General features: G+C 45.2%; 23 protein-coding genes. 1 reads left to right on the forward strand and 22 read right to left on the reverse strand.

Going from position 1 to position 18,549, the window contains the following annotated elements:
- Positions 1–96: 96 nt before the first annotated feature.
- The 8 genes from VGD82_RS03905 to sufB all read right to left on the reverse strand — a co-directional run bounded on the left by VGD82_RS03905 (position 97) and on the right by sufB (position 6,910).
- Positions 97–678, reverse strand: coding sequence for a Yip1 family protein (locus VGD82_RS03905; RefSeq protein WP_331019146.1), 582 nt, complete (start codon positions 676–678; stop codon positions 97–99).
- A 199-nt stretch (positions 679–877) separates the two neighbouring features.
- On the reverse strand, positions 878–1,207 hold the full coding sequence (locus tag VGD82_RS03910) for a non-heme iron oxygenase ferredoxin subunit (RefSeq protein WP_331019147.1): 330 nt from the start codon (positions 1,205–1,207) through the stop codon (positions 878–880).
- Between the two features lie 11 nt (positions 1,208–1,218).
- Positions 1,219–1,578, reverse strand: coding sequence for an iron-sulfur cluster assembly protein (locus VGD82_RS03915; RefSeq protein WP_331019148.1), 360 nt, complete (start codon positions 1,576–1,578; stop codon positions 1,219–1,221).
- Positions 1,579–1,585: 7 nt separating this feature from the next.
- Positions 1,586–2,026 (reverse strand): Fe-S cluster assembly sulfur transfer protein SufU, encoded by a 441-nt coding sequence (gene sufU, locus VGD82_RS03920; protein ID WP_331019149.1) that lies wholly within the window; start codon positions 2,024–2,026, stop codon positions 1,586–1,588.
- Positions 2,023–3,318, reverse strand: coding sequence for a cysteine desulfurase (locus VGD82_RS03925; protein ID WP_331019150.1), 1,296 nt, complete (start codon positions 3,316–3,318; stop codon positions 2,023–2,025). The genes sufU and VGD82_RS03925 overlap by 4 nt, the downstream gene beginning before the upstream one ends.
- On the reverse strand, positions 3,315–4,643 hold the full coding sequence (gene sufD / locus VGD82_RS03930; RefSeq protein ID WP_331019151.1) for a Fe-S cluster assembly protein SufD: 1,329 nt from the start codon (positions 4,641–4,643) through the stop codon (positions 3,315–3,317). Before sufD ends, VGD82_RS03925 begins: the two co-directional genes overlap by 4 nt.
- 10 nt (positions 4,644–4,653) lie before the next feature.
- Positions 4,654–5,454, reverse strand: a complete 801-nt coding sequence (gene sufC / locus VGD82_RS03935) for a Fe-S cluster assembly ATPase SufC (RefSeq protein WP_331019152.1) — start codon at positions 5,452–5,454, stop codon at positions 4,654–4,656.
- 10 nt (positions 5,455–5,464) lie between these two features.
- The gene (gene sufB / locus VGD82_RS03940; protein WP_331019282.1) at positions 5,465–6,910 is read right to left on the reverse strand and encodes a Fe-S cluster assembly protein SufB; all 1,446 of its coding nucleotides are present in this window, start codon (positions 6,908–6,910) and stop codon (positions 5,465–5,467) included.
- Between the two features lie 249 nt (positions 6,911–7,159).
- Between sufB and VGD82_RS03945 the strand changes: the two genes are divergently transcribed.
- On the forward strand, positions 7,160–7,507 hold the full coding sequence (locus VGD82_RS03945) for a 4a-hydroxytetrahydrobiopterin dehydratase (protein WP_331019153.1): 348 nt from the start codon (positions 7,160–7,162) through the stop codon (positions 7,505–7,507).
- Between the two features lie 72 nt (positions 7,508–7,579).
- On the opposite strand, the gene VGD82_RS03950 is transcribed toward VGD82_RS03945, so the two are convergent.
- The 14 genes from VGD82_RS03950 to fabD form a co-directional block, all read right to left on the reverse strand.
- Positions 7,580–7,786 (reverse strand): DUF6494 family protein, encoded by a 207-nt coding sequence (locus tag VGD82_RS03950; protein ID WP_331019154.1) that lies wholly within the window; start codon positions 7,784–7,786, stop codon positions 7,580–7,582.
- A 57-nt stretch (positions 7,787–7,843) separates the two neighbouring features.
- Positions 7,844–8,620: a TIGR01458 family HAD-type hydrolase gene (locus tag VGD82_RS03955; protein WP_331019155.1), complete on the reverse strand. Its 777-nt coding sequence runs from the start codon at positions 8,618–8,620 to the stop codon at positions 7,844–7,846.
- A 261-nt stretch (positions 8,621–8,881) separates the two neighbouring features.
- Positions 8,882–9,262, reverse strand: a complete 381-nt coding sequence (locus tag VGD82_RS03960; RefSeq protein WP_331019156.1) for a hypothetical protein — start codon at positions 9,260–9,262, stop codon at positions 8,882–8,884.
- A 92-nt stretch (positions 9,263–9,354) separates the two neighbouring features.
- Positions 9,355–10,116 (reverse strand): MBL fold metallo-hydrolase, encoded by a 762-nt coding sequence (locus tag VGD82_RS03965; protein WP_331019157.1) that lies wholly within the window; start codon positions 10,114–10,116, stop codon positions 9,355–9,357.
- Positions 10,117–10,131: 15 nt separating this feature from the next.
- Positions 10,132–10,902: a TatD family hydrolase gene (locus VGD82_RS03970; RefSeq protein WP_331019158.1), complete on the reverse strand. Its 771-nt coding sequence runs from the start codon at positions 10,900–10,902 to the stop codon at positions 10,132–10,134.
- 23 nt (positions 10,903–10,925) lie between these two features.
- Entirely contained in the window at positions 10,926–11,309 is a 384-nt protein-coding gene (locus VGD82_RS03975; protein ID WP_331019159.1) for a PilZ domain-containing protein, read from the reverse strand.
- Positions 11,310–11,407: 98 nt separating this feature from the next.
- On the reverse strand, positions 11,408–12,418 hold the full coding sequence (gene holB, locus VGD82_RS03980) for a DNA polymerase III subunit delta' (protein WP_331019160.1): 1,011 nt from the start codon (positions 12,416–12,418) through the stop codon (positions 11,408–11,410).
- Between the two features lie 5 nt (positions 12,419–12,423).
- Positions 12,424–13,029 carry a dTMP kinase gene (tmk, locus tag VGD82_RS03985; RefSeq protein ID WP_331019161.1) on the reverse strand — a complete coding sequence of 202 codons (606 nt, stop codon included), beginning with the start codon at positions 13,027–13,029 and terminating at the stop codon, positions 12,424–12,426.
- Between the two features lie 3 nt (positions 13,030–13,032).
- A complete protein-coding gene (gene mltG / locus VGD82_RS03990; protein WP_331019162.1) occupies positions 13,033–14,028 on the reverse strand; it encodes an endolytic transglycosylase MltG in 996 nt (331 codons plus the stop codon).
- The gene (gene pabC, locus VGD82_RS03995) at positions 14,021–14,857 is read right to left on the reverse strand and encodes an aminodeoxychorismate lyase (RefSeq protein WP_331019163.1); all 837 of its coding nucleotides are present in this window, start codon (positions 14,855–14,857) and stop codon (positions 14,021–14,023) included. The genes mltG and pabC overlap by 8 nt, the downstream gene beginning before the upstream one ends.
- 121 nt (positions 14,858–14,978) lie before the next feature.
- Entirely contained in the window at positions 14,979–16,211 is a 1,233-nt protein-coding gene (gene fabF, locus VGD82_RS04000) for a beta-ketoacyl-ACP synthase II (RefSeq protein ID WP_331019164.1), read from the reverse strand.
- 242 nt (positions 16,212–16,453) lie between these two features.
- A complete protein-coding gene (gene acpP / locus VGD82_RS04005) occupies positions 16,454–16,690 on the reverse strand; it encodes an acyl carrier protein (protein ID WP_015832083.1) in 237 nt (78 codons plus the stop codon).
- A 140-nt stretch (positions 16,691–16,830) separates the two neighbouring features.
- Positions 16,831–17,571 (reverse strand): 3-oxoacyl-ACP reductase FabG, encoded by a 741-nt coding sequence (gene fabG, locus VGD82_RS04010; RefSeq protein WP_331019165.1) that lies wholly within the window; start codon positions 17,569–17,571, stop codon positions 16,831–16,833.
- Between the two features lie 33 nt (positions 17,572–17,604).
- Positions 17,605–18,531 (reverse strand): ACP S-malonyltransferase, encoded by a 927-nt coding sequence (gene fabD, locus VGD82_RS04015; protein ID WP_331019166.1) that lies wholly within the window; start codon positions 18,529–18,531, stop codon positions 17,605–17,607.
- Positions 18,532–18,549: the final 18 nt, after the last annotated feature.

The following is an 18,549-nucleotide window of genomic DNA, read 5'->3' on the forward strand; positions in this document are numbered from 1 at the left end:
CTAGTTATTACCCTTTTTTAACTCATTTATTAGCGATTAGAAATGCATCAAGAGGCTCTAGAGCCTCTTGATGGTGTGTAACCTATACTACCGCAATTATAAGTTCTGCACGCTACCTAGCACCACTAGCGTAACAATCATCAGTAGCGCCCAGCCAATCACACCGGCGGTTAATACTGCGCCAAACATCAAAATCGCATGGCCGCGCTCTTTTATGTGAAACACCGCTGGAACCCCGTAATAGATGAATCCTACCGTGGCCATTAATGCCATAGTGAGCACAACTAGGTTAAACGTCATATCTGGGACTAAAAGCACGATAGGCGCTAGCCATAAAGGAGTGGGTGCTACAGATGCAAGTGTAAACGCCTGATGGTAGGTGGGGTGAATTTCTGCAACCTCCCCTAATTGACGGATAATAAGGCCCATAACCGGAACCGATGCCAACTCAACAACGAACAGAATTACAGCGACTAGTAATAATTTTTGATTAGATAAAACCGGGAGTAAATCCCCAGCGTATTTCCCAGCTGCACAGTAAATGAACAACGGGGGTATCAATGACATTGGAACTACATGCAGCAAATAAAGCCTGTGCATGGACAACTTTCGCTGTACGAGATGTCGCCATCCTTTTGTTGGTACAAAAAACAACCAGAATAAATTTAAAAGACTCATGAAACTACCCTCCCAAAAAATTGGTTATTAGCTTATGTATCGTTATATCTAAATCTTGTGTTTACTTAACCTTATCTTTATTCGACTTTATTTTTTACTTGACTACTGTATTCATTGTAGAACTATTTATGTATTAATACATTACATTTCATTACAATTAGCTAAAATAGGCTGTTAAATCATCGCGATAAGTCTCTTACTAGGCAACATCCCACTGTAGCTCACTGTCCACTTCCAGCCATCCATTATTAATTCTTACGGGATAGGTTCGTATATTTTCATAGGCAGGTGCCGTGAGTGCCTCTCCTGTTACTAAAGAAAAGTGCGCACCATGCAGCGGGCAAATGATTTCATCACGCTCAAGTTTTCCGGTCGATAGTTCTGCCTCTTCGTGGCTGCATAGGTTATCAATCGCATAATAGCGACCATCAATATTAAATACCGCAATCTCTACCTCATCTGTCTTTACCACGCGGCAAGTGCCAGATCTAAAGTCGTCTATTGCCACCACATCCATCCAGTTACTCATGATTGCGCTCCTTATAACATGCCAAGTTGCAATTTAGCCGCTTCACTCATGCTGTCGCGGCCCCAAGGTGGGTCCCATACTAAGGTTACATCTACGCCGTTAACGCCTGGCACACACAGCAGTTTTTCTCGTACTGTGTCGGGGAAAGTTTGCGCCACTGGGCAATTAGGCGTGGTGAGTGTCATGGTGACATTGATATGCCCGGATTCTGTTGCCTCTAATTGGTAAACCAAGCCAAGGTCGTATATGTTGACTGGTAGTTCGGGGTCGTATATTGACCGCAACATCTCTTTCACGCGCAGTAAAAGCGCCTCTTTGCCCGGTGCTGGGGCTTGCTGCTCATCTGCAAATTTTTTCCAATCAAACATCATATATTACTCACTCCGTGGTCACTGGTTCTGTGCTGCTATTTAATGCTGCCTGCAATGTGTGCCATGCCAGCGTGGCGCATTTAACCCGCTGTGGAAAAGCCTGTACGCCAGCCAATACTGAGAGCTTACCCATATCCTTAGCTACACTGGCACCGGTCACCAATGCTTTAAAGTCTTCTAGCATGCTGAGTGCTTCTTCTACAGTTTTACCTTTCAGTGACTCAGTCATCAGCGAGGCGGATGCCGTTGAAATTGCACAGCCGGCACCTTCAAACTTTAGGTCGTGAATGACACCATCTTTGAGTATTAGCGTTAAGGTTACTTTATCCCCACATAATGGGTTGTAGCCCTCTGCTTTATGGTTAGCATGTTCTAACCGACCATAGTTTCTTGGCTGGCGGTAATGGTCAAAAATCATGTCCTGATAGAGATCGCGCAGGTCGTTCATTTAAATAACTCCCTAGCTTGGTAAATCGCACTCACCAGCTTATCTACCTCATTTTTTGTGTTGTATAGCGCAAATGAGGCACGCACCGTTGCCGGCACTCCGAAGCGCTCCATCAATGGCATGGTGCAGTGGTGCCCGGTGCGGACGGCAATAGCTTGCCGGTCTAAAAAGGTACCGATATCATGCGGATGCACACCAGCCATTACCCATGAAATGATGCCGGTTTTCTGCGTAGCGTTGCCAATGATGCGTAGCTCGGGGATGTTTGCAATCAGCTCAGTTGCATAACTTAATAGCGATTGCTCATGTTTTACAATGGCATCCAGCCCAATCGCTGTGAGGTAGTCTACAGCGGCGCCAAGGCCAACTGCACCGGCAATGTTGGGGGTGCCCGCTTCAAACTTATAAGGCAGTTTGTTGTAAGTTGTGCCCTCAAAACTCACTGAGCTAATCATATCCCCTCCCCCTTGGTATGGGGGCATCTCGTCTAACAACTCTGCTTTGCCATAAAGCACGCCAATCCCTGTTGGCCCATATAGTTTGTGGCTGGAAAAAGCATAGAAGTCACAGTCTAAATCCTGCACATCAGCAGGAATATGAGCAATCGCCTGTGCGCCATCCAGCAACACCGGCACATGTAGCTCATGTGCGTGCTTGATGATGGTTTTAACAGGGTTAATGCTGCCTAAAGTGTTGGATACATGTGTGATGGCAACCAGTTTGGTCTTAGGCTTGAGTAAAGCCTGATAGGCATTGATATCCAGCTCGCCATCGTCACTCACCGGCACTATGCGTAGTGCGGCACCGGTTTGCTGACACAGTATTTGCCAGGGCACAATATTGGAATGGTGCTCCATGGCACTGATAATAATTTCATCACCAGCCTTGAATCTGCTGCGCCCGAAGCTCTGTGCGACTAAATTAATGGCTTCTGTGGTGCCGCGTACAAATATTATTTCATGCTCGTATCGCGCATTAATAAATTGCCGTATCTTGTTTCTGGTGGCTTCAAAAGCTTCTGTTGCTTGCTGGCTTAAGGTGTGAATGCCGCGATGCACATTAGCGTTGATATGACGGTAATAGTGATTCTCTGCCTCGATGACTATCGATGGTTTTTGTGTGGTGGCGGCATTATCAAAATAAACTAGCGGCTTACCGTACAAGCTGGTGTGCAGTATGGGGAAGTCTTTTCGCCAATGTTGTACCAGCAGGTGGGTTTTAATCTCGGATTCAACCGTGCTTGCATCACTTGTACCACCCTGCTTGTTCATATTGAATTCACCCATTTTCATAGCAGCTCCTTGACCATCTCCCCTTGAGGCAAACGATCTAACAAAAGATGCTCTAGGCGTGTGCGTAAATAAGGCACATCTACGCCACGGATGATGTCATTAGCAAATCCATAAATCAGCATTGAGCGTGCTACTACTTCATCTAAGCCGCGTGAGCGTAAGTAAAACAAGCTTTCATCGCTTAATTGCCCAACGGTAGCCCCATGCGTGCATTTGACATCATCTGCAAAAATCTCCAGCTGCGGCTTAGTATCAATTTCAGCTTGCCGTGATAACAGCAGGTTATGGTTGGTCTGATTCGCATCAGTTTTGTTAGCGCCAGGGTGCACAATGACTTTGCCGTTAAACACGCCGCGTGACTCACCATCTAACACGCCTCGGTAATATTCGCTGCTAGTACATGAGGCTGCCATGTGGTCAATACGCGTATGGTGGTCAACATGCTGCTTATCATTTAACAGATATAAGCCATCTAAGGTGCATGTGCAGTTAGGATCATTTAGGCTAACGGTAATATCGTTACGCACTAAGCGCCCACCAAATACAAATGATTTAGAAGTGAAGTGGCTGCCCTCCGCCTGTTGCGCGTGGACGCCGGCAATGTGTACCGCTGCTGGGCCTTCTTGCGTCAGCTTGCAATGCTCAATGGTGGCGCCGGCACCTAAGTTAATTTGGGTTGTCGCGTTGGTAAAGTTATGCGCATCTAAAGTGCCCATATAGTGCTCAATGATGGTGGCATGTGCGCCAGCACCAGCCATGACAATCATGCGCGGGTAAATGGCAGTGCCGTGCCCGCTGGCAATAAATAAAATATAAATTGGTTTGTCTACCACTGTACCCGGAGCAATATTCAATACTGCACCGTCAGTTACAAACGCATTGTTTAACGCAGAAAAAACAGTGTGTTCATGCTGTTGCTTAAACAGGTCTTTTGGTAGTTCCGCACCTTCATCTAGCATGTCTGCCAGGCTGCCTATCTGTACACCTGCAGGCAAATCATCAATGGTAGATAAGCCTGAATCAAAATGCCCATTCACAAATACCATCAGGTGCATGCCCTCACTAGGTAAAGTCCAAGCGAACAACTTTGCTTCAGATGACGCTTCCGGAGGGATGTTGTCAGGCGCTAGCGTTCCGCGCTTGCTAATCAATGACACGTCGGTGTATTTCCACTCCTCTTCGCGTTTGGTCGGAAAGCCATGTGCTTCAAAACGTTTGAATGCAGCTTTTCTAGTTGCCAACACCCAAGGCGTGCCGCTACCTGCCAACTCATATGGCACTAGCGCTAACGCTACATTTTGCCAAGATTGTGGTTGCACATGCATGATTGAGCTCCTAATGTGCCTGAGGCGCTTGTGTTGCCTGATTAGCTTGAGTGGCTAGGCTAGCGATGGCATCAGTGTCAACCCAGCTATAACCATGCCGCTCAAGGTTTTTAGCCAAATCTGCTCCACCTGATTTAACAATACGTCCTTGTGACAGCACATGCACAAAATCTGGTACTACGTAGTCCAAAAGACGCTGGTAGTGCGTCACCAGAATAATGGCGCGTGCAGGGTCACGCATATCGTTGATGCCATCCGCAATCAGTTTGAGTGCATCAATATCAAGGCCAGAATCCGTTTCATCAAGTATGGCTAATCGTGGCTGCAGTACACTCAGTTGCAAAATCTCATTACGCTTTTTCTCCCCGCCAGAAAACCCTTCATTCACCGCACGTAACAGCATGGCATCATCCATCCCCACCCGTTTCATACGTTCACGCACCAGACTCAAAAAGTCCATCGCGTCCAACTCCGGCAGCAGGTGATATTTACGTACGGCGTTAAGCGCTGTTTTTAGAAATAACGCATTACTGATACCGGGAATTTCAACTGGGTATTGAAACGCTAGAAACACGCCTTCACAAGCACGTTGCTCTGGTGTCATGCTGAGTAAGTCGCGGCCTAGATACTGCACAATGCCTGCAGTGACAGTGTAAATTGCTCGGCCGGCCAGTAGCTGGGCTAGCGTAGTTTTTCCAGAAGCATTCGGCCCCATGATGGCATGCACCTCTCCCGCCTTTACTTCAAGGTCAATGCCGCGCAATATTTCTTTTCCATCAATCGATGCGTGCAGGTTTTTAATAGATAGCATGTTACCTCTCCTATCCAGTACCGCCTTCTAGGCTTACGCCTAGTAATTTCTGTGCTTCAACTGCAAACTCCATAGGCAGCTCCTGAAACACTGCTTTGCAGAAGCCGCTAACGATCATTGATACGGCATCTTCAGGAGGGATGCCGCGTTGGGTGCAGTAAAATAATTGGTCTTCACCGATGCGGGAGGTTGAGGCTTCGTGCTCCACTTTTGCGCTGTGGTTTTTAACCTCAATGTATGGAAACGTATGTGCACCGCATTTAGAGCCCAGTAGCAATGAGTCACACTGGGTATAGTTACGTGCATTTTCTGCGCCAGACAGCACCTTAATAAGTCCACGATATGTGTTTTGACCATGGCCTGCGCTAATTCCCTTAGAAAGCACCGTGCTCTTGGTGTCTCTGCCGATATGAATCATTTTAGTGCCCGTGTCGGCTTGCTGGTAGTGGTTCGTCAGCGCAACTGAATAAAACTCACCCACAGAGCTATTGCCACGCAAAATCACACTTGGGTACTTCCAGGTAATGGCAGACCCCGTTTCTACCTGCGTCCATGAGATATGAGACCTATCGCCACGGCAATCCCCGCGTTTGGTGACGAAGTTATAAATGCCCCCTTTGCCGTTTTTATCTCCGGGGTACCAGTTTTGCACTGTAGCATATTTGATTCGCGCACCTTCTAGCGCAATCAGCTCTACCACGGCAGCGTGCAGTTGGTTTTCATCTCGCATCGGTGCCGTGCAGCCTTCCAAGTAGCTCACATAGGAATCTTTGTCAGCAATAATCAGCGTACGCTCAAATTGACCGGTATTCTTAGCGTTTATGCGGAAGTAAGTTGAAAGCTCCATCGGGCATCTAACACCGGGCGGAATGTAGCAGAACGAGCCGTCGCTAAACACGGCCGCATTCAGGCTTGCAAAAAAATTATCGGTATAAGGCACAACTGAGCCAAGGTATTGCTGCACCAATTCAGGGTGTTTCTGCACGGCCTCAGAGAATGGACAGAAAATAATACCGAGCGTAGATAGCTTTTGTTTAAAGGTGGTGGCTACCGATACGCTATCAAATACTGCATCTACCGCTACGCCAGCTAATATCTGCTGCTCTTTGAGTGGAATGCCTAGCTTCTCGTAGGTGCGCAGTAGCTCAGGGTCAATTTCTGATAAATCACGCGGCCCGGTTTTTTCTGATTTGGGCGCAGAGTAATAATAAGCGTGCTGATAGTCAATTGGAGGGTAATGCAGGTTCGGCCATGTGGGCTCAGAAAGCGTTAACCAGTGTTGGTAAGCCTTTAAGCGCCAGTCCAGCATGAATGCAGGCTCATTTTTCTTGGCGGAAATTAGACTGACGGTGCTCTCACTTAGGCCAAGCGGGATGGTGTCAGCTTCTAGCTGCGTATAGAAACCATGCTGATATTCACGGTTAATTAACTCATCTAATTGTTTCGTAGTAGTCATCATGCCCACCACATTCGCTATGAACTTCTAGCGCAACATATTCGGCACTTTCCACGGTATTGGCTTAACCCAATAATAGCGCCATTACTGGTAGCACCAACACCACGCGCCCTGTGCCATAAATGGGACTTATGGCCTGTTTATAAGTTCCATGATACGCCTCCTGCAAAAAAGTGCTTGAAAAACAACTAATATATTAAAAATATGTCAGAAGTCATGTATCTCTATCAATCATTAAGGAGAGCTTTCATGAACAATATAGACCTGACCACCAAACAGTGTACGCCTTGCCAAGGCGGTATTCCACCTATGACCTGTGAAGTCGCTAATCAGTACCTAGCGCTGGCGCCAGGATGGGAGTTACGCGACGATGCAACCAAAATTAAACGTACATTTAAGCTTAAGAACTTTATGGAGGCATTAGCACTGGCGCAGCGTGTTGGCCTGTTGTGCGAACAAGAGGAGCACCATCCAGATATCACGATAGGCTGGGGTTACTGTAGCGTTGTTTTTCAAACACACAAAATCAACGGCTTGCATGAGAATGACTTCATCATGGCAACTAAAGTAAATATGCTGGCAGGCAATAATGCCTAAGCATGAGGCAAAACTTAGCGCAAAAAATATTAAGCTTTTAAAGTAACTTAATTTTATAAGTTACTGATTATATTAACCAAGGTCAATAGTCCCATCAAAGCTGACATTCAGGTTTAATGCGCCTATTGTGAGCGTCATTTTAACGGGTAAATGCTCATTTCCCTTGAGCGTATTGTTTGCGCTGGCCCGTGCCACAGCTTGTTCAATCTCCCGCTGGGAACTAATGCCGGCCATTTTTAAAAACTTACGAATGCTCATATTGAAAGTTTCGTTATTCATACCAGACTCCATTCTTCACCGTTTAACAACAATCATGGCTATTTGATATTACTTAGTTCACAGCCCTAGTACTTGCGGTAAATCTGCTACTGAATCAATCAGGACATCAGGCCTAATCGCCGAGGCTTCGGCGTAGTGCTGGCGATACTTGCCAGTTTTAACCAACACCCCAGTCAACCCTACTTGCTGCCCGCCTCCCACATCTACATCAATATCATCACCCACCATCATGGCTTCTGCAGGTGCCAGCCCTAAGTCATCCAGTGCGATTTTAAAAAACTCAGGGGATGGCTTGCCGATCACCATGGCTTTAACGCCACTGGCATATTCCAAAGCCTCTACAAAGCCGCCAATATCCATTTGCAAGCCCTGCTCGGTTTGCCAGAACTTGTTCTTATGGATAGTGATTATCTTTGCGCCATTCATCAATGCGTTAAACACATCATTGAGCAATGCGTAAGTCCAGGCATTACCTATATCCCCTACCACGATGTAGTCTGGATTAGTTGCTGATTGAGGCAATGTATCAAAGTCTTTTTTAACGTCATCAGCTAACAGTAAGCGACAGGTAGCATGGGGTTGCTGTTTTAAGTACAGTAAAGTGGCTTGAGGGGCGCTGATAATCTCACCGCTGGGTATAGAAAAACCTAATGCCGTGAGTTTGTTGTTTAAGGATGCTAACGATAAAGTGCTGGTGTTGGTCACAAAGCGACATGGCATGCCGCTGGCTCGGATGCTATTTACTGCATTAATTGCCCCTGCAATAGGGTTGGCGCCAGTGTAAAGTACGCCATCTAAATCAAACAATATGCCTTTGGGTGCTTGATTGTTCATATTTGGCATAGCCTCCAAACCAGGTGAGCAAATAATATTTTTAGTTTATATAACAGTAAGAGCGCTTGGATATAGCTTAGTTTAAACCACATTTAATCCATATGGCAAACGGCCTTCGAGCTTGGCGATTAGCACGTGCAAGTGATGCTTGGGCTCGAGTTTAGTGGAGTTGTATATGTCGTGGGGCTTAAAGCACAACTTGGTGACGCCAGTAATTGAGCTGGCAAAGCTGCGCTTTAAGCGCTTGGGTGTGACGATCAGTTAGCGATTGTTAAAGAAGGCAATATTCATTGCTTTATCATTTACAAACGTAATTTCAGTTTCTTTATAAGTGCGTTTTGGATCATATTTCACGATATTTTTGTAATACCACATCTCCACTTTAACTGGCTTGGATTTGCTTTCATCTGCACCAGCTTTAAGCATCACGGTATTAGCGCCAGTTGGCTTTACTGACATTTCCTTTTTAAACGGTGCGCCTAATTTATCAGTGATTACTTTTTTATTTTTTCCGCTAAAAGTACTTAAAAACTCATTTTCAGTATAAGTTTTAGGAGGAGCAGCATGCGTCACTGAAATGGAAGCCACTAAGAATGAGGCCATTGCTACTGTTGTTAAGGCTTTCTTAAAACTAAATTGCATATCTATCTCCAAAATTAACGCTTTATTATCTCACTGAATTATCTCATTGAACCGTGCATTAACAAACGATACACTGAGCAATCGGTTTACTGCTAAATTTTAATTTTTAATCCGTCGTAGCCAACAAACACATTCGCCGGCAGTTGTGCACTGAGTGTTGCGTACTCCAAATCATGCGTCATATGGATTAAATAAGTGGCTTTGGCTCCTATCTGACTAGCTAAAGCAAGGCTTTGTTCCAAGTTAACGTGCGTGTAATGCGGTGTGATGCGTAAGCAATCCAATAGCAGCACATCTACATCGTTTAAAAACTCCATTGAGCTGTCTGGTATTGCGGATACATCGGTCAAATATACTAAGTTTCCAATTCGGTAACCATATATATCACTGTGCCCATGCTTAATAGGTATGGGGGTGATCGTCTGTTCAAACAAGCTAAACGATGAAATAACGGGATTTACTTTTAAAATGGGTAAGTCCCAAAAGTCACCAGCCTCACGTAGGGTGTAGCCAAACTTATCGGCAATGTGGCGCATTGCATCTGGGCTGCCGTATAGCGGAATCTGGCAACGCTGCCGCTGACAATAGGCACGTAAATCATCAATTCCATGTAGATGGTCTGCATGGGTATGCGTATAAAGCACCGCATCTACGTTCATCAGCCCTTCTCTTAAGGCTTGCTGGCGTAAATCCGGCCCAGTATCAATCAAGATAACCTTGCCATTATCCAGGGTGATTGCACTTGAGCAACGGGTTCTATGATTGCGCTTGTCGGTAGAGATACATGTGCTGCATTGGCAACCTATCATTGGTGTGCCAGCACTGGAGCCTACGCCTAACATGGTTAATTGCATTGACTGCCTTTGTCTTTAGCGCTTAGCGTGTTTAAATAACCTGAAGAAATTTTCAGTGGTTGCTGTAGCTAATGTATCAAAGTGAATACCGCGTAAATTAGCCACCTCCTCCGCTACGTGCTTCACATAACTAGGCTGGTTTGTTTTGCCACGATAAGGCGTAGGTGCTAAATAAGGAGAGTCCGTTTCCACTAAAATCCTATCTAGCGGAATATGCTTCGCCACCTCTTTAATGCTATGCGCATTCTTAAAGGTAATAATTCCAGAGAAAGAAATATAAAAACCTAGCGCAATTGCTTCCAGCGCAACATCTAAACTCTCGGTAAAACAATGCATTACACCGCCAACTTGCTGTGCATTCTCCTCGTGCATAATGCGCAAGGTATCTTCAGGCGAGTTGCGCGTATGAATCACCAGTGGCTTGCCTGTGGCGATTGCGGCGCGAATATGTGTACGAAAGCGCTTGCGCTGCCATTCTAAATCACCGGTTAGCCTAAAATAGTCCAGTCCAGTTTCGCCAATCGCAATCACTTTGGGATGATTGGCAAGATTAATTAGTTCTTCTACAGTAGGTTCTTGAATATCCTCATAATCAGGATGCACGCCCACAGAGGCGTAAAAGTTTTCATTTTCCTCAGCGAGTGCCAGCACTTGGGGAAAGTCCGGCAATGTGACAGAAATACATAGTGCATGGCTAACCTCGTTATCCTGCATGGATTGTTTAATTGCGGGTAGGTTAGCTAATAGCTCTGGAAAATTAAGATGGCAATGAGAATCAACAAGCATGGTGTTTAATTAAATGGTTTCAACTAAATAGTATGGGTAGCACGTAGTGATTTCAAGGCGTTACCTAGCAGCCCTTCAATTTTGGTGCGGGCTTCTAAGCCGCCACTTTTTTCATTAAATTGAACACCAATGCCCTGTGGTTTATTACCTTGTGTGTTTGGAGTAATCCAGACAACATTACCTACCACTTTCAACTTAACTGGGTCATCAATCAGGCTCAGTAGCATAAATACTTCTTCACCTATCTGAAATGATTTTGTTGTCGGGATAAACAAGCCACCGCCCACTAAAAATGGCATATATGCCGCATATAGAGCGGCTTTTTCTTTAATGGCCAGTGATAGTACGCCGGGCTTAGGTGCAATGGTATTAGGGTTTTTAATTTCGTCTTGTGTATCTTCAGCCATAATTAAACTCTATTGGGGTTCTACTTAATGTGTTGTATCTGTTAAGTTAACAAAGAATGTCGAAATTAAAATTACTGTGTTTTATAGAATGCGGCAAATCACGTGGCACTAAAAAGCTTAGTGTAATCAAGTAATAATCCTTCCATCTGCAGATCATGGTTGAGCGGATGCGAGGCTAGTTTTCTTAACTCGTTCAGTTTTTTATGCATATCGAGTAACCGACTTAAGTTTACTCTGTCCGCCAGCGCTTGCAAAGCACCGATGTGCTGTAAGTGATAGCGTGCCTGCTGCCCTAATTTTACAGCTACCATATCATATAGCCACTTTTGGACAGCAATCACGCCGGCTTCGGCTGAATTGGCAATTAACAAAGGTGCAAGTACATAAGGTTCTAACTTTGCACCCAGCGCTAAGTGACGCCAAATTTCAGATAACTGGTCAAATTGTACTTGCTCAGCAAACACCTTGATTGGTGAGCCTTCTAAATAGGCTAGTTGTTGCTTCGCATTTTTAACCCCCTGCTGCTCAAGCCAAGAAAGCGCTTGCGGCTCACTAGGTACTGGCATGTTGATTTTTTGGCAGCGGCTTATGATGGTTGGCAGTAAACGCTGTAATTGATGTGCAACCAAAATGAAAATTACCCCGGGCGCTGGTTCTTCCAGCATTTTGAGCAACGCATTGGCAGAAGCAATATTTAAGGTTTCAGCGGGGTGCAGTAATACGATGCGTACGCCACTACTTTGATGGCTGGATAAACTTAAAAAATCACTTAAGTCGCGAATCTGAGCAACAGATATCTGTGTTTTTTTCTTAGTTTTTTTGCTGGGCACAGCATCGTCAGCTTCCGCTTCCTGCTCTGGGCTCAAGAGACGAAAATCCGGGTGGCTTTCATCATTAAACCAGTTGCAGCTTGGGCATGCTTTACATGCGCTTCCATCGGGCTTTCTATTCAAGCACAGCAGTGATTGGCTAAAACTACGTGCAAAGTCGTACTTGCCAATACCTGCCCTACCATGCAGTAAGATTGCATGCGGCAGGCGTTGGCCGCCCTGCGCTAAACGCTCCCATATCTGGGTTTGCCACGGGTAAATATCAGTAACACTGCTCATATCAGTCACAGCGATGCTATTGCCTGCATTACAGATTGGGCAACTTCATCTAAAGGGCGGTTACTATCAATCACTTTAAATCTTGCCGGGTTCTGTTGTGCGCGCTGCAGATAGGCGTTGCGAATGCGTGTGAAGAAGTCGGCAGATTCTCTTTCAAATTTATCCGGGGTGCGCGCGGCTGATAAACGCTGCATACTAACCTCAACCGGCACATCAAAAAGCAAGGTTAAGTCTGGTTGCAGGCTTTCTTGCACCCATAACTCAAGCTGCTCTATTTTTGATGCTAATACGCCCTTAGCCCCGCATTGGTAAGCATAAGTTGCATCTGTAAAGCGATCAGATAGCACATAAGCGCCACGTGCTAATGCGGGCACAATCACGTTGGCAATATGCTCACGTCTAGCCGCGAACATCAGCAGGGTTTCGGTTTCCGGGTGCATTGCTTCATGCAACAGCAGCTCACGCAGGCGCTCACCTAACTCAGTGCCGCCCGGTTCACGGGTGGAAACCACTTCTACACCACGTGCGCTAAGCGCTTTAATGATGTCAGCGATATGGGTACTTTTGCCCGCTCCATCCATGCCTTCTAAAGTAATAAACTTTGCTGTCATATTTTATTTCTTCAACTGATAAAGCACTACCGCACGGTTATGCTCATTTAAATTATTAGAAAAAGCGTGGCTACCATCGCCCTTACCTACAAAATATAGCGCCTTAGTGTCGGCTGGGTGTAATGCAGCTTCAATAGAGGCCATGCCTGGCATCGCAATTGGCGTTGGCGGCAAACCGCTTCGGGTATAGGTGTTGTAAGGGGTATCTGTGAGCAAGTCTTTTTTGCGGATATTTCCGTCATACTTTAAGCCCATGCCATAAATCACAGTAGGGTCGGTTTGTAAGCGCATGCCAAACCGCATCCTGTTAACAAAAACACCTGCAATCATTGGGCGCTCACTAGGTTTGCCTGTTTCCTTTTCAATTATTGAAGCCATAATCAACGCTTCATAACTATCTTTATAAGGTAAGTTAGGGTCACGAGTTTGCCATGCTTTATTCAGCTTAGCCTGCATTGCATCGTAGCTGATTTTTAACAGTGCGATATCTGGTGTGTGGCGATTAAAGTAAAACGTGTCAGGAAAAAACAAACCTTCAGGCGTTGTGTATTTAGAGCCTAATAACTGCATAATCTCACGGTCTGATAATGTAGTTGTGGTCTGTTTCACAGCATCATTTTTAGCGAGCTTTTCACGCATTTGTGCAAAGGTGCGCCCTTCAATAAAGGTGACACTGCCTTGTGTTGCTTTACCATAGTTGAGCGATAGCAATAGCTGATAAGGGGAAATATTTTTGTTTAAAGTGTAACTACCAGCCTGTAAGTACTGCTCTTTATTTAAAAGCTTGGCGAGTAAAATAAAACGCCATGGCTCACGTAACACGCCCTGTGCAACTAATTGATTTGCAATGCTACGCAGCCCGCTATTTGGCGCAATCACTACCTCCTGGCTGCTAGGTTGTAACCTGAGCGGAGAAATAGCGTAATACGCCAGCCAGGCTGTTATTAATACTATTGAAATTAGGCAGATAAACAGCCATCTTTTAATACGTTTAACCATGAGTCAGTATATTTCTAATTGTAGAAGCCAACGTCTGTTGTCCCCATGTTTGATCGCCTATGGCGGTTACCTGAAAAGCGCCATATAAACTATTACAAATGATCACTTCATCTGCCTTTAACAGCGCTAGCAAAGAAAGTGTTGTAACGTGAGTGGTTAAACCGAGCAATGCTTCTGAACCAAGGATGCGCTGCCTAGTGATGCCAGCCACGCCGCACTGACTTAAATCCGGGGTGAATAACTGCTTGCCCACCCGTGCAAAAATGTTACTCATGGTACATTCAATGACATTGCTATCTTGGTCCAGCATCAACCCGTCAAATGTTGACTCATCACGCCACTCCATACGCGCCAGTACGTTTTCAAGGCGATTTAAGTGTTTAATACCTGCTAGCTTGGGCTGTAGTGCCAAGCGTGTGTCACACAAATGCAATTTTACACCTTGCGTATAATGCGCCCCAGCATACGTGGGCATGGCTGACTTAATTAACACGCGTGTCGGAATTGTCACTGCAGGTGGTGCATAACCACGCTCACCCTCGCCTCTGGTAATAATGATTTTAACTACCTGCATTTGCCCATTGTCAAACTCATCAATTGGAAACAGTAGCTGAATGTCACACATTAACAGCTCCGCACTCGGGCAGACTATGCCAATCGCGGCACAATCTGCAACTAACTTTTGGTAATGGAAGGGCCAACTGACTGGCTGTCCATCCTTAATTTTCATGGTGCGGAATACACCATCTCCGTAAGTAAAACCACGGTCTACGGCTGAAATGGTTTGATCAAAGCTGCCATTGATTAAAGATGTGTGATGGGAAGCCATAAGACGTAATTAAACCATACACGCCATAAATACACTACTTAAAATACAGCATAAAATGGCCAATAAAAAGCCCGCGATTGGCTACCAATGCGGGCTCAGATTACTTCAGTTTAAAAGCTAGTTAGACTTTTTTAAACACCAAACTGCCGTTTGTACCGCCAAAACCAAAGTTGTTTTTCAGTGCGTACTCAATTTTCATATCACGTGCAGTATTTGCACAGTAATCCAAATCACACTCAGGATCTTGGTTAAAGATGTTAATGGTAGGAGGTGACACTTGGTTATGAATTGCCAGTACGGTAAACACTGATTCCAAACCACCTGCACCACCAAGTAAATGGCCAGTCATTGATTTAGTTGAGTTAACTACTAATTTGTAAGCATGCTCACCAAATGCAGCTTTAATCGCATTGGTTTCATTGGTATCACCAAGTGGTGTTGATGTACCGTGCGCATTAACGTACTGCACTGCATCTGGGTTAATGCCAGCATTTTGCATTGCATTGCGCATAGAGCGACGTGGGCCATCCATGTTTGGCGCGGTCATATGGTAAGCGTCAGCACTCATGCCGTAGCCACTTAATTCTGCATATATCTTTGCGCCACGTTTTTTGGCGTGTTCGTACTCTTCAAGCACCATCACACCAGCGCCTTCACCAATAACAAAGCCGTCACGGTCTTTATCCCATGGGCGACTAGCGGTTGCGGGGTCGTCATTGCGTGTTGAAAGTGCTCGCGCCGCAGCAAAGCCACCTACGCTTAAGCGTGTAATCGCAGCTTCTGCGCCACCGGCAATCATCACATCTGCGTCACCGTATTCAATCATACGTGAAGCATCACCAATGGAGTGCGTGCCAGTTGTACATGCAGTAACAATAGAAACATTCGGGCCTTTAAAGCCAAACATAATGCTTAAATTGCCTGAGATCATATTAATGATGGTGCCAGGAATGAAAAATGGAGATATTTTGCGTGGACCAGACTCTTTATACAGAATATCTGTGTCCTCAATCAGTTGCATGCCGCCGATACCTGAACCAATAGAAACGCCGATACGCTCTGCATTTTCTTCAGTGGCAACAATGCCTGAGTCTTTTACTGCTTCAATCGCGGCAGCTAAGCCGTATTGAATAAACGTATCCATACGTCTAGCGTCTTTAGCAGTGATGAAATCTTCAGGATTAAAATCTTTAACCTCGCCCGCAATGGTCGATGCAAATGCGCTCGTGTCAAATTTAGTAATTTGTGTAATGCCGGATTTACCAGCAATAAGATTATCCCAAGCAGTTTTAACACCAATACCTACAGGTGATACAACGCCAAGACCAGTAACAACCACTCTACGTTTAGACATACAGGATACCTCTAAGAATTCTTTACTATGTGCATTAAGCTACAGCAAACTGCTCGCAACTTAAACTGTACAACTAGCAATGTACAACAGGACTATCTCGGTTTCCGTCTTCCCTAGGTCTTAAGGTAAAAGTTATCCAGTGGAATCTAGAGTCATCTCTAAAAACACAGGTAGACTGGGATTAGGAAACAAAAAGGCAAAAGGCAGTAAGCCCTGAACGAGCAAACTGCCTAATTGTGAATTTATTTGAGGTTAGTATTGATGTAATCAATCGCTAATTGAACTGTAGTGATTTTTTCTGCTTCTTCATCAGGGATTTCACAGTCAAATTCTTCTTCTAGCGCCATTACTAACTCTACTGTGTCTAGTGAATCAGCACCTAAATCATCTACAAATGATGATGCATTTTTAACATCAGCTTCATTTGCACCTAGTTGTTCAGCAACAATTTTTTTAACACGTTGTTCGATGTCAGACATCTAAATACCCCTTAATATAAAAAATAGCTTAAATATAAAAAATAGTCAGCTAAGGCAACATTCTACCAAAACTCAACAATAATACAAAAAACTTAATCAATTGATAGCGAATCTAATGGTGTCTTGATACAAAAAGACTATTAAACCATCAACATTCCGCCATTTACGTGGATGGTTTCACCAGTGATATAAGCAGCATTAGGTGAAGCTAAGAACGCAACAGTGGCTGCAATCTCTTTAACCGACCCTAAGCGCCCTACCGGAATACGAGCCAGCATTTTATTGGTAATGTCTTCAGACAGCTCCGCTGTCATATCGGTTTCAATAAAACCTGGAGCTACACAGTTTACAGTAATTCCGCGGCTTCCAACCTCTGCAGCTAATGATTTTGTGAACCCAGTCATGCCAGCTTTAGCTGCGGCATAGTTGGTTTGGCCTGCATTACCCATATGACCAACCACAGATGAAATACTAATAATGCGCCCTGCGCGCGCCTTCATCATCGGGCGCAACACGGCTTGACTCATGCGGAACACTGAAGTTAAATTGGTGCTGATAACGGCATCCCAGTCATCATCCTTCATGCGCATAAGTAAGGTGTCGCGCGTGATACCGGCATTGTTAACAAGTACGCTGACATCACCGTATTTTTCGCCAATCGCTTTAAGCGTGGCCTCCACTTGTGCCGCATCATTCACATCTAGAGACATGCCCTCGCCTTGAATACCTGCAGCGGCTAATGTCTCACTGATGGCTGCTGCGCCTTTGTCAGAAGTTGCAGTGCCAATAACGATTGCCCCTTGCTTACCCAATTCTAAAGCAATAGCAGCACCAATGCCGCGGCTTGCGCCTGTGATTAATGCAATTTGACCAGCTAACATAAGCGACCTCTTATAATTTTTAAAGTATATTTTCTAAAGTGTATTTTTAAGCTCAAGTAATGCGTCATTACTTGTTAAAGCAACGCATGGCAATTCCGCAACTATACGTTTCGTCAGCCCGGCTAATACTTTACCAGGGCCGCTCTCTGCAGATTGTGTAACCCCTTGCGTGGCAATATACTGCACAGTTTCAACCCAGCGTACTGGGCTATATAACTGGCGTACTAACGCGTCTTTTATTTTATCGCCGTCATTGTAAGCCACTACATCAGCATTGTGTACTACAGGAATTAATGGCGTATTAATGGTCACGCTTGCTAAATAGTCTGCAAGTTTTAGTGCAGCTGGACGCATTAGCGCACAGTGAGACGGTACACTTACTGGTAAAGCTAACGCACGCTTGGCGCCTTTGGCTTTTGCAGCTTCCATACCACGCTCTACCGCAGCTTTATTACCTGCAATGACGACTTGTCCTGGTGAGTTTAAGTTAACGGCCTCCAGCACCTCGCCTTCCGCAGCTTCAGTACAGACGGCGCGCACCGCATCATCATCCAACCCTAAAATTGCAGCCATTGCACCCACGCCCGCAGGCACTGCGCTTTGCATTACTTCTGCGCGATATCTTACTAGCGGCAATGCATCTTTAAATGACAATGCACCAGCGGCTACTAATGCTGAGTACTCACCCAAGCTATGTCCTGCCACCACTATTGGCATTTGATCGGATACAGCCTGCCATGCGCGCCAAGCGGCTACGCCTGCTGTTAGCATAATAGGCTGAGTATTAGTAGTTTCGTTAATCAGTTCGTTGGCTTCAGTTGCCATTGCCCAAAAGTCCACACCTAAAACATCAGATGCTTCCTGGAATGTATCACGGATGATTTTATTGTCTCCAAAACCGCTCATCATTCCTACTGATTGTGAACCTTGACCTGGAAAAAAGAATGCTGTTTTTTTCATAAATTACTTTATATCATC

The sequence above is a fragment of the Methylotenera sp. genome, from assembly GCF_036401095.1.
GTDB lineage: Bacteria > Pseudomonadota > Gammaproteobacteria > Burkholderiales > Methylophilaceae > Methylotenera.

Excerpts from the sequence above, each read along its gene's own strand:
- VGD82_RS03905 (WP_331019146.1), bottom strand. The coding sequence starts at position 678 with ATGAGTCTTTTAAATTTATTCTGGTTGTTTTTTGTACCAACAAAAGGA.
- VGD82_RS03910 (WP_331019147.1), bottom strand. The coding sequence starts at position 1,207 with ATGAGTAACTGGATGGATGTGGTGGCAATAGACGACTTTAGATCTGGC.
- VGD82_RS03915 (WP_331019148.1), bottom strand. The coding sequence starts at position 1,578 with ATGATGTTTGATTGGAAAAAATTTGCAGATGAGCAGCAAGCCCCAGCA.
- sufU (WP_331019149.1), bottom strand. The coding sequence starts at position 2,026 with ATGAACGACCTGCGCGATCTCTATCAGGACATGATTTTTGACCATTAC.
- VGD82_RS03925 (WP_331019150.1), bottom strand. The coding sequence starts at position 3,318 with ATGAAAATGGGTGAATTCAATATGAACAAGCAGGGTGGTACAAGTGAT.
- sufD (WP_331019151.1), bottom strand. The coding sequence starts at position 4,643 with ATGCATGTGCAACCACAATCTTGGCAAAATGTAGCGTTAGCGCTAGTG.
- sufC (WP_331019152.1), bottom strand. The coding sequence starts at position 5,454 with ATGCTATCTATTAAAAACCTGCACGCATCGATTGATGGAAAAGAAATA.
- sufB (WP_331019282.1), bottom strand. The coding sequence starts at position 6,910 with ATGACTACTACGAAACAATTAGATGAGTTAATTAACCGTGAATATCAG.
- VGD82_RS03945 (WP_331019153.1), top strand. The coding sequence starts at position 7,160 with ATGAACAATATAGACCTGACCACCAAACAGTGTACGCCTTGCCAAGGC.
- VGD82_RS03950 (WP_331019154.1), bottom strand. The coding sequence starts at position 7,786 with ATGAATAACGAAACTTTCAATATGAGCATTCGTAAGTTTTTAAAAATG.
- VGD82_RS03955 (WP_331019155.1), bottom strand. The coding sequence starts at position 8,620 with ATGAACAATCAAGCACCCAAAGGCATATTGTTTGATTTAGATGGCGTA.
- VGD82_RS03960 (WP_331019156.1), bottom strand. The coding sequence starts at position 9,262 with ATGCAATTTAGTTTTAAGAAAGCCTTAACAACAGTAGCAATGGCCTCA.
- VGD82_RS03965 (WP_331019157.1), bottom strand. The coding sequence starts at position 10,116 with ATGCAATTAACCATGTTAGGCGTAGGCTCCAGTGCTGGCACACCAATG.
- VGD82_RS03970 (WP_331019158.1), bottom strand. The coding sequence starts at position 10,902 with ATGCTTGTTGATTCTCATTGCCATCTTAATTTTCCAGAGCTATTAGCT.
- VGD82_RS03975 (WP_331019159.1), bottom strand. The coding sequence starts at position 11,309 with ATGGCTGAAGATACACAAGACGAAATTAAAAACCCTAATACCATTGCA.
- holB (WP_331019160.1), bottom strand. The coding sequence starts at position 12,418 with ATGAGCAGTGTTACTGATATTTACCCGTGGCAAACCCAGATATGGGAG.
- tmk (WP_331019161.1), bottom strand. The coding sequence starts at position 13,029 with ATGACAGCAAAGTTTATTACTTTAGAAGGCATGGATGGAGCGGGCAAA.
- mltG (WP_331019162.1), bottom strand. The coding sequence starts at position 14,028 with ATGGTTAAACGTATTAAAAGATGGCTGTTTATCTGCCTAATTTCAATA.
- pabC (WP_331019163.1), bottom strand. The coding sequence starts at position 14,857 with ATGGCTTCCCATCACACATCTTTAATCAATGGCAGCTTTGATCAAACC.
- fabF (WP_331019164.1), bottom strand. The coding sequence starts at position 16,211 with ATGTCTAAACGTAGAGTGGTTGTTACTGGTCTTGGCGTTGTATCACCT.
- acpP (WP_015832083.1), bottom strand. The coding sequence starts at position 16,690 with ATGTCTGACATCGAACAACGTGTTAAAAAAATTGTTGCTGAACAACTA.
- fabG (WP_331019165.1), bottom strand. The coding sequence starts at position 17,571 with ATGTTAGCTGGTCAAATTGCATTAATCACAGGCGCAAGCCGCGGCATT.
- fabD (WP_331019166.1), bottom strand. The coding sequence starts at position 18,531 with ATGAAAAAAACAGCATTCTTTTTTCCAGGTCAAGGTTCACAATCAGTA.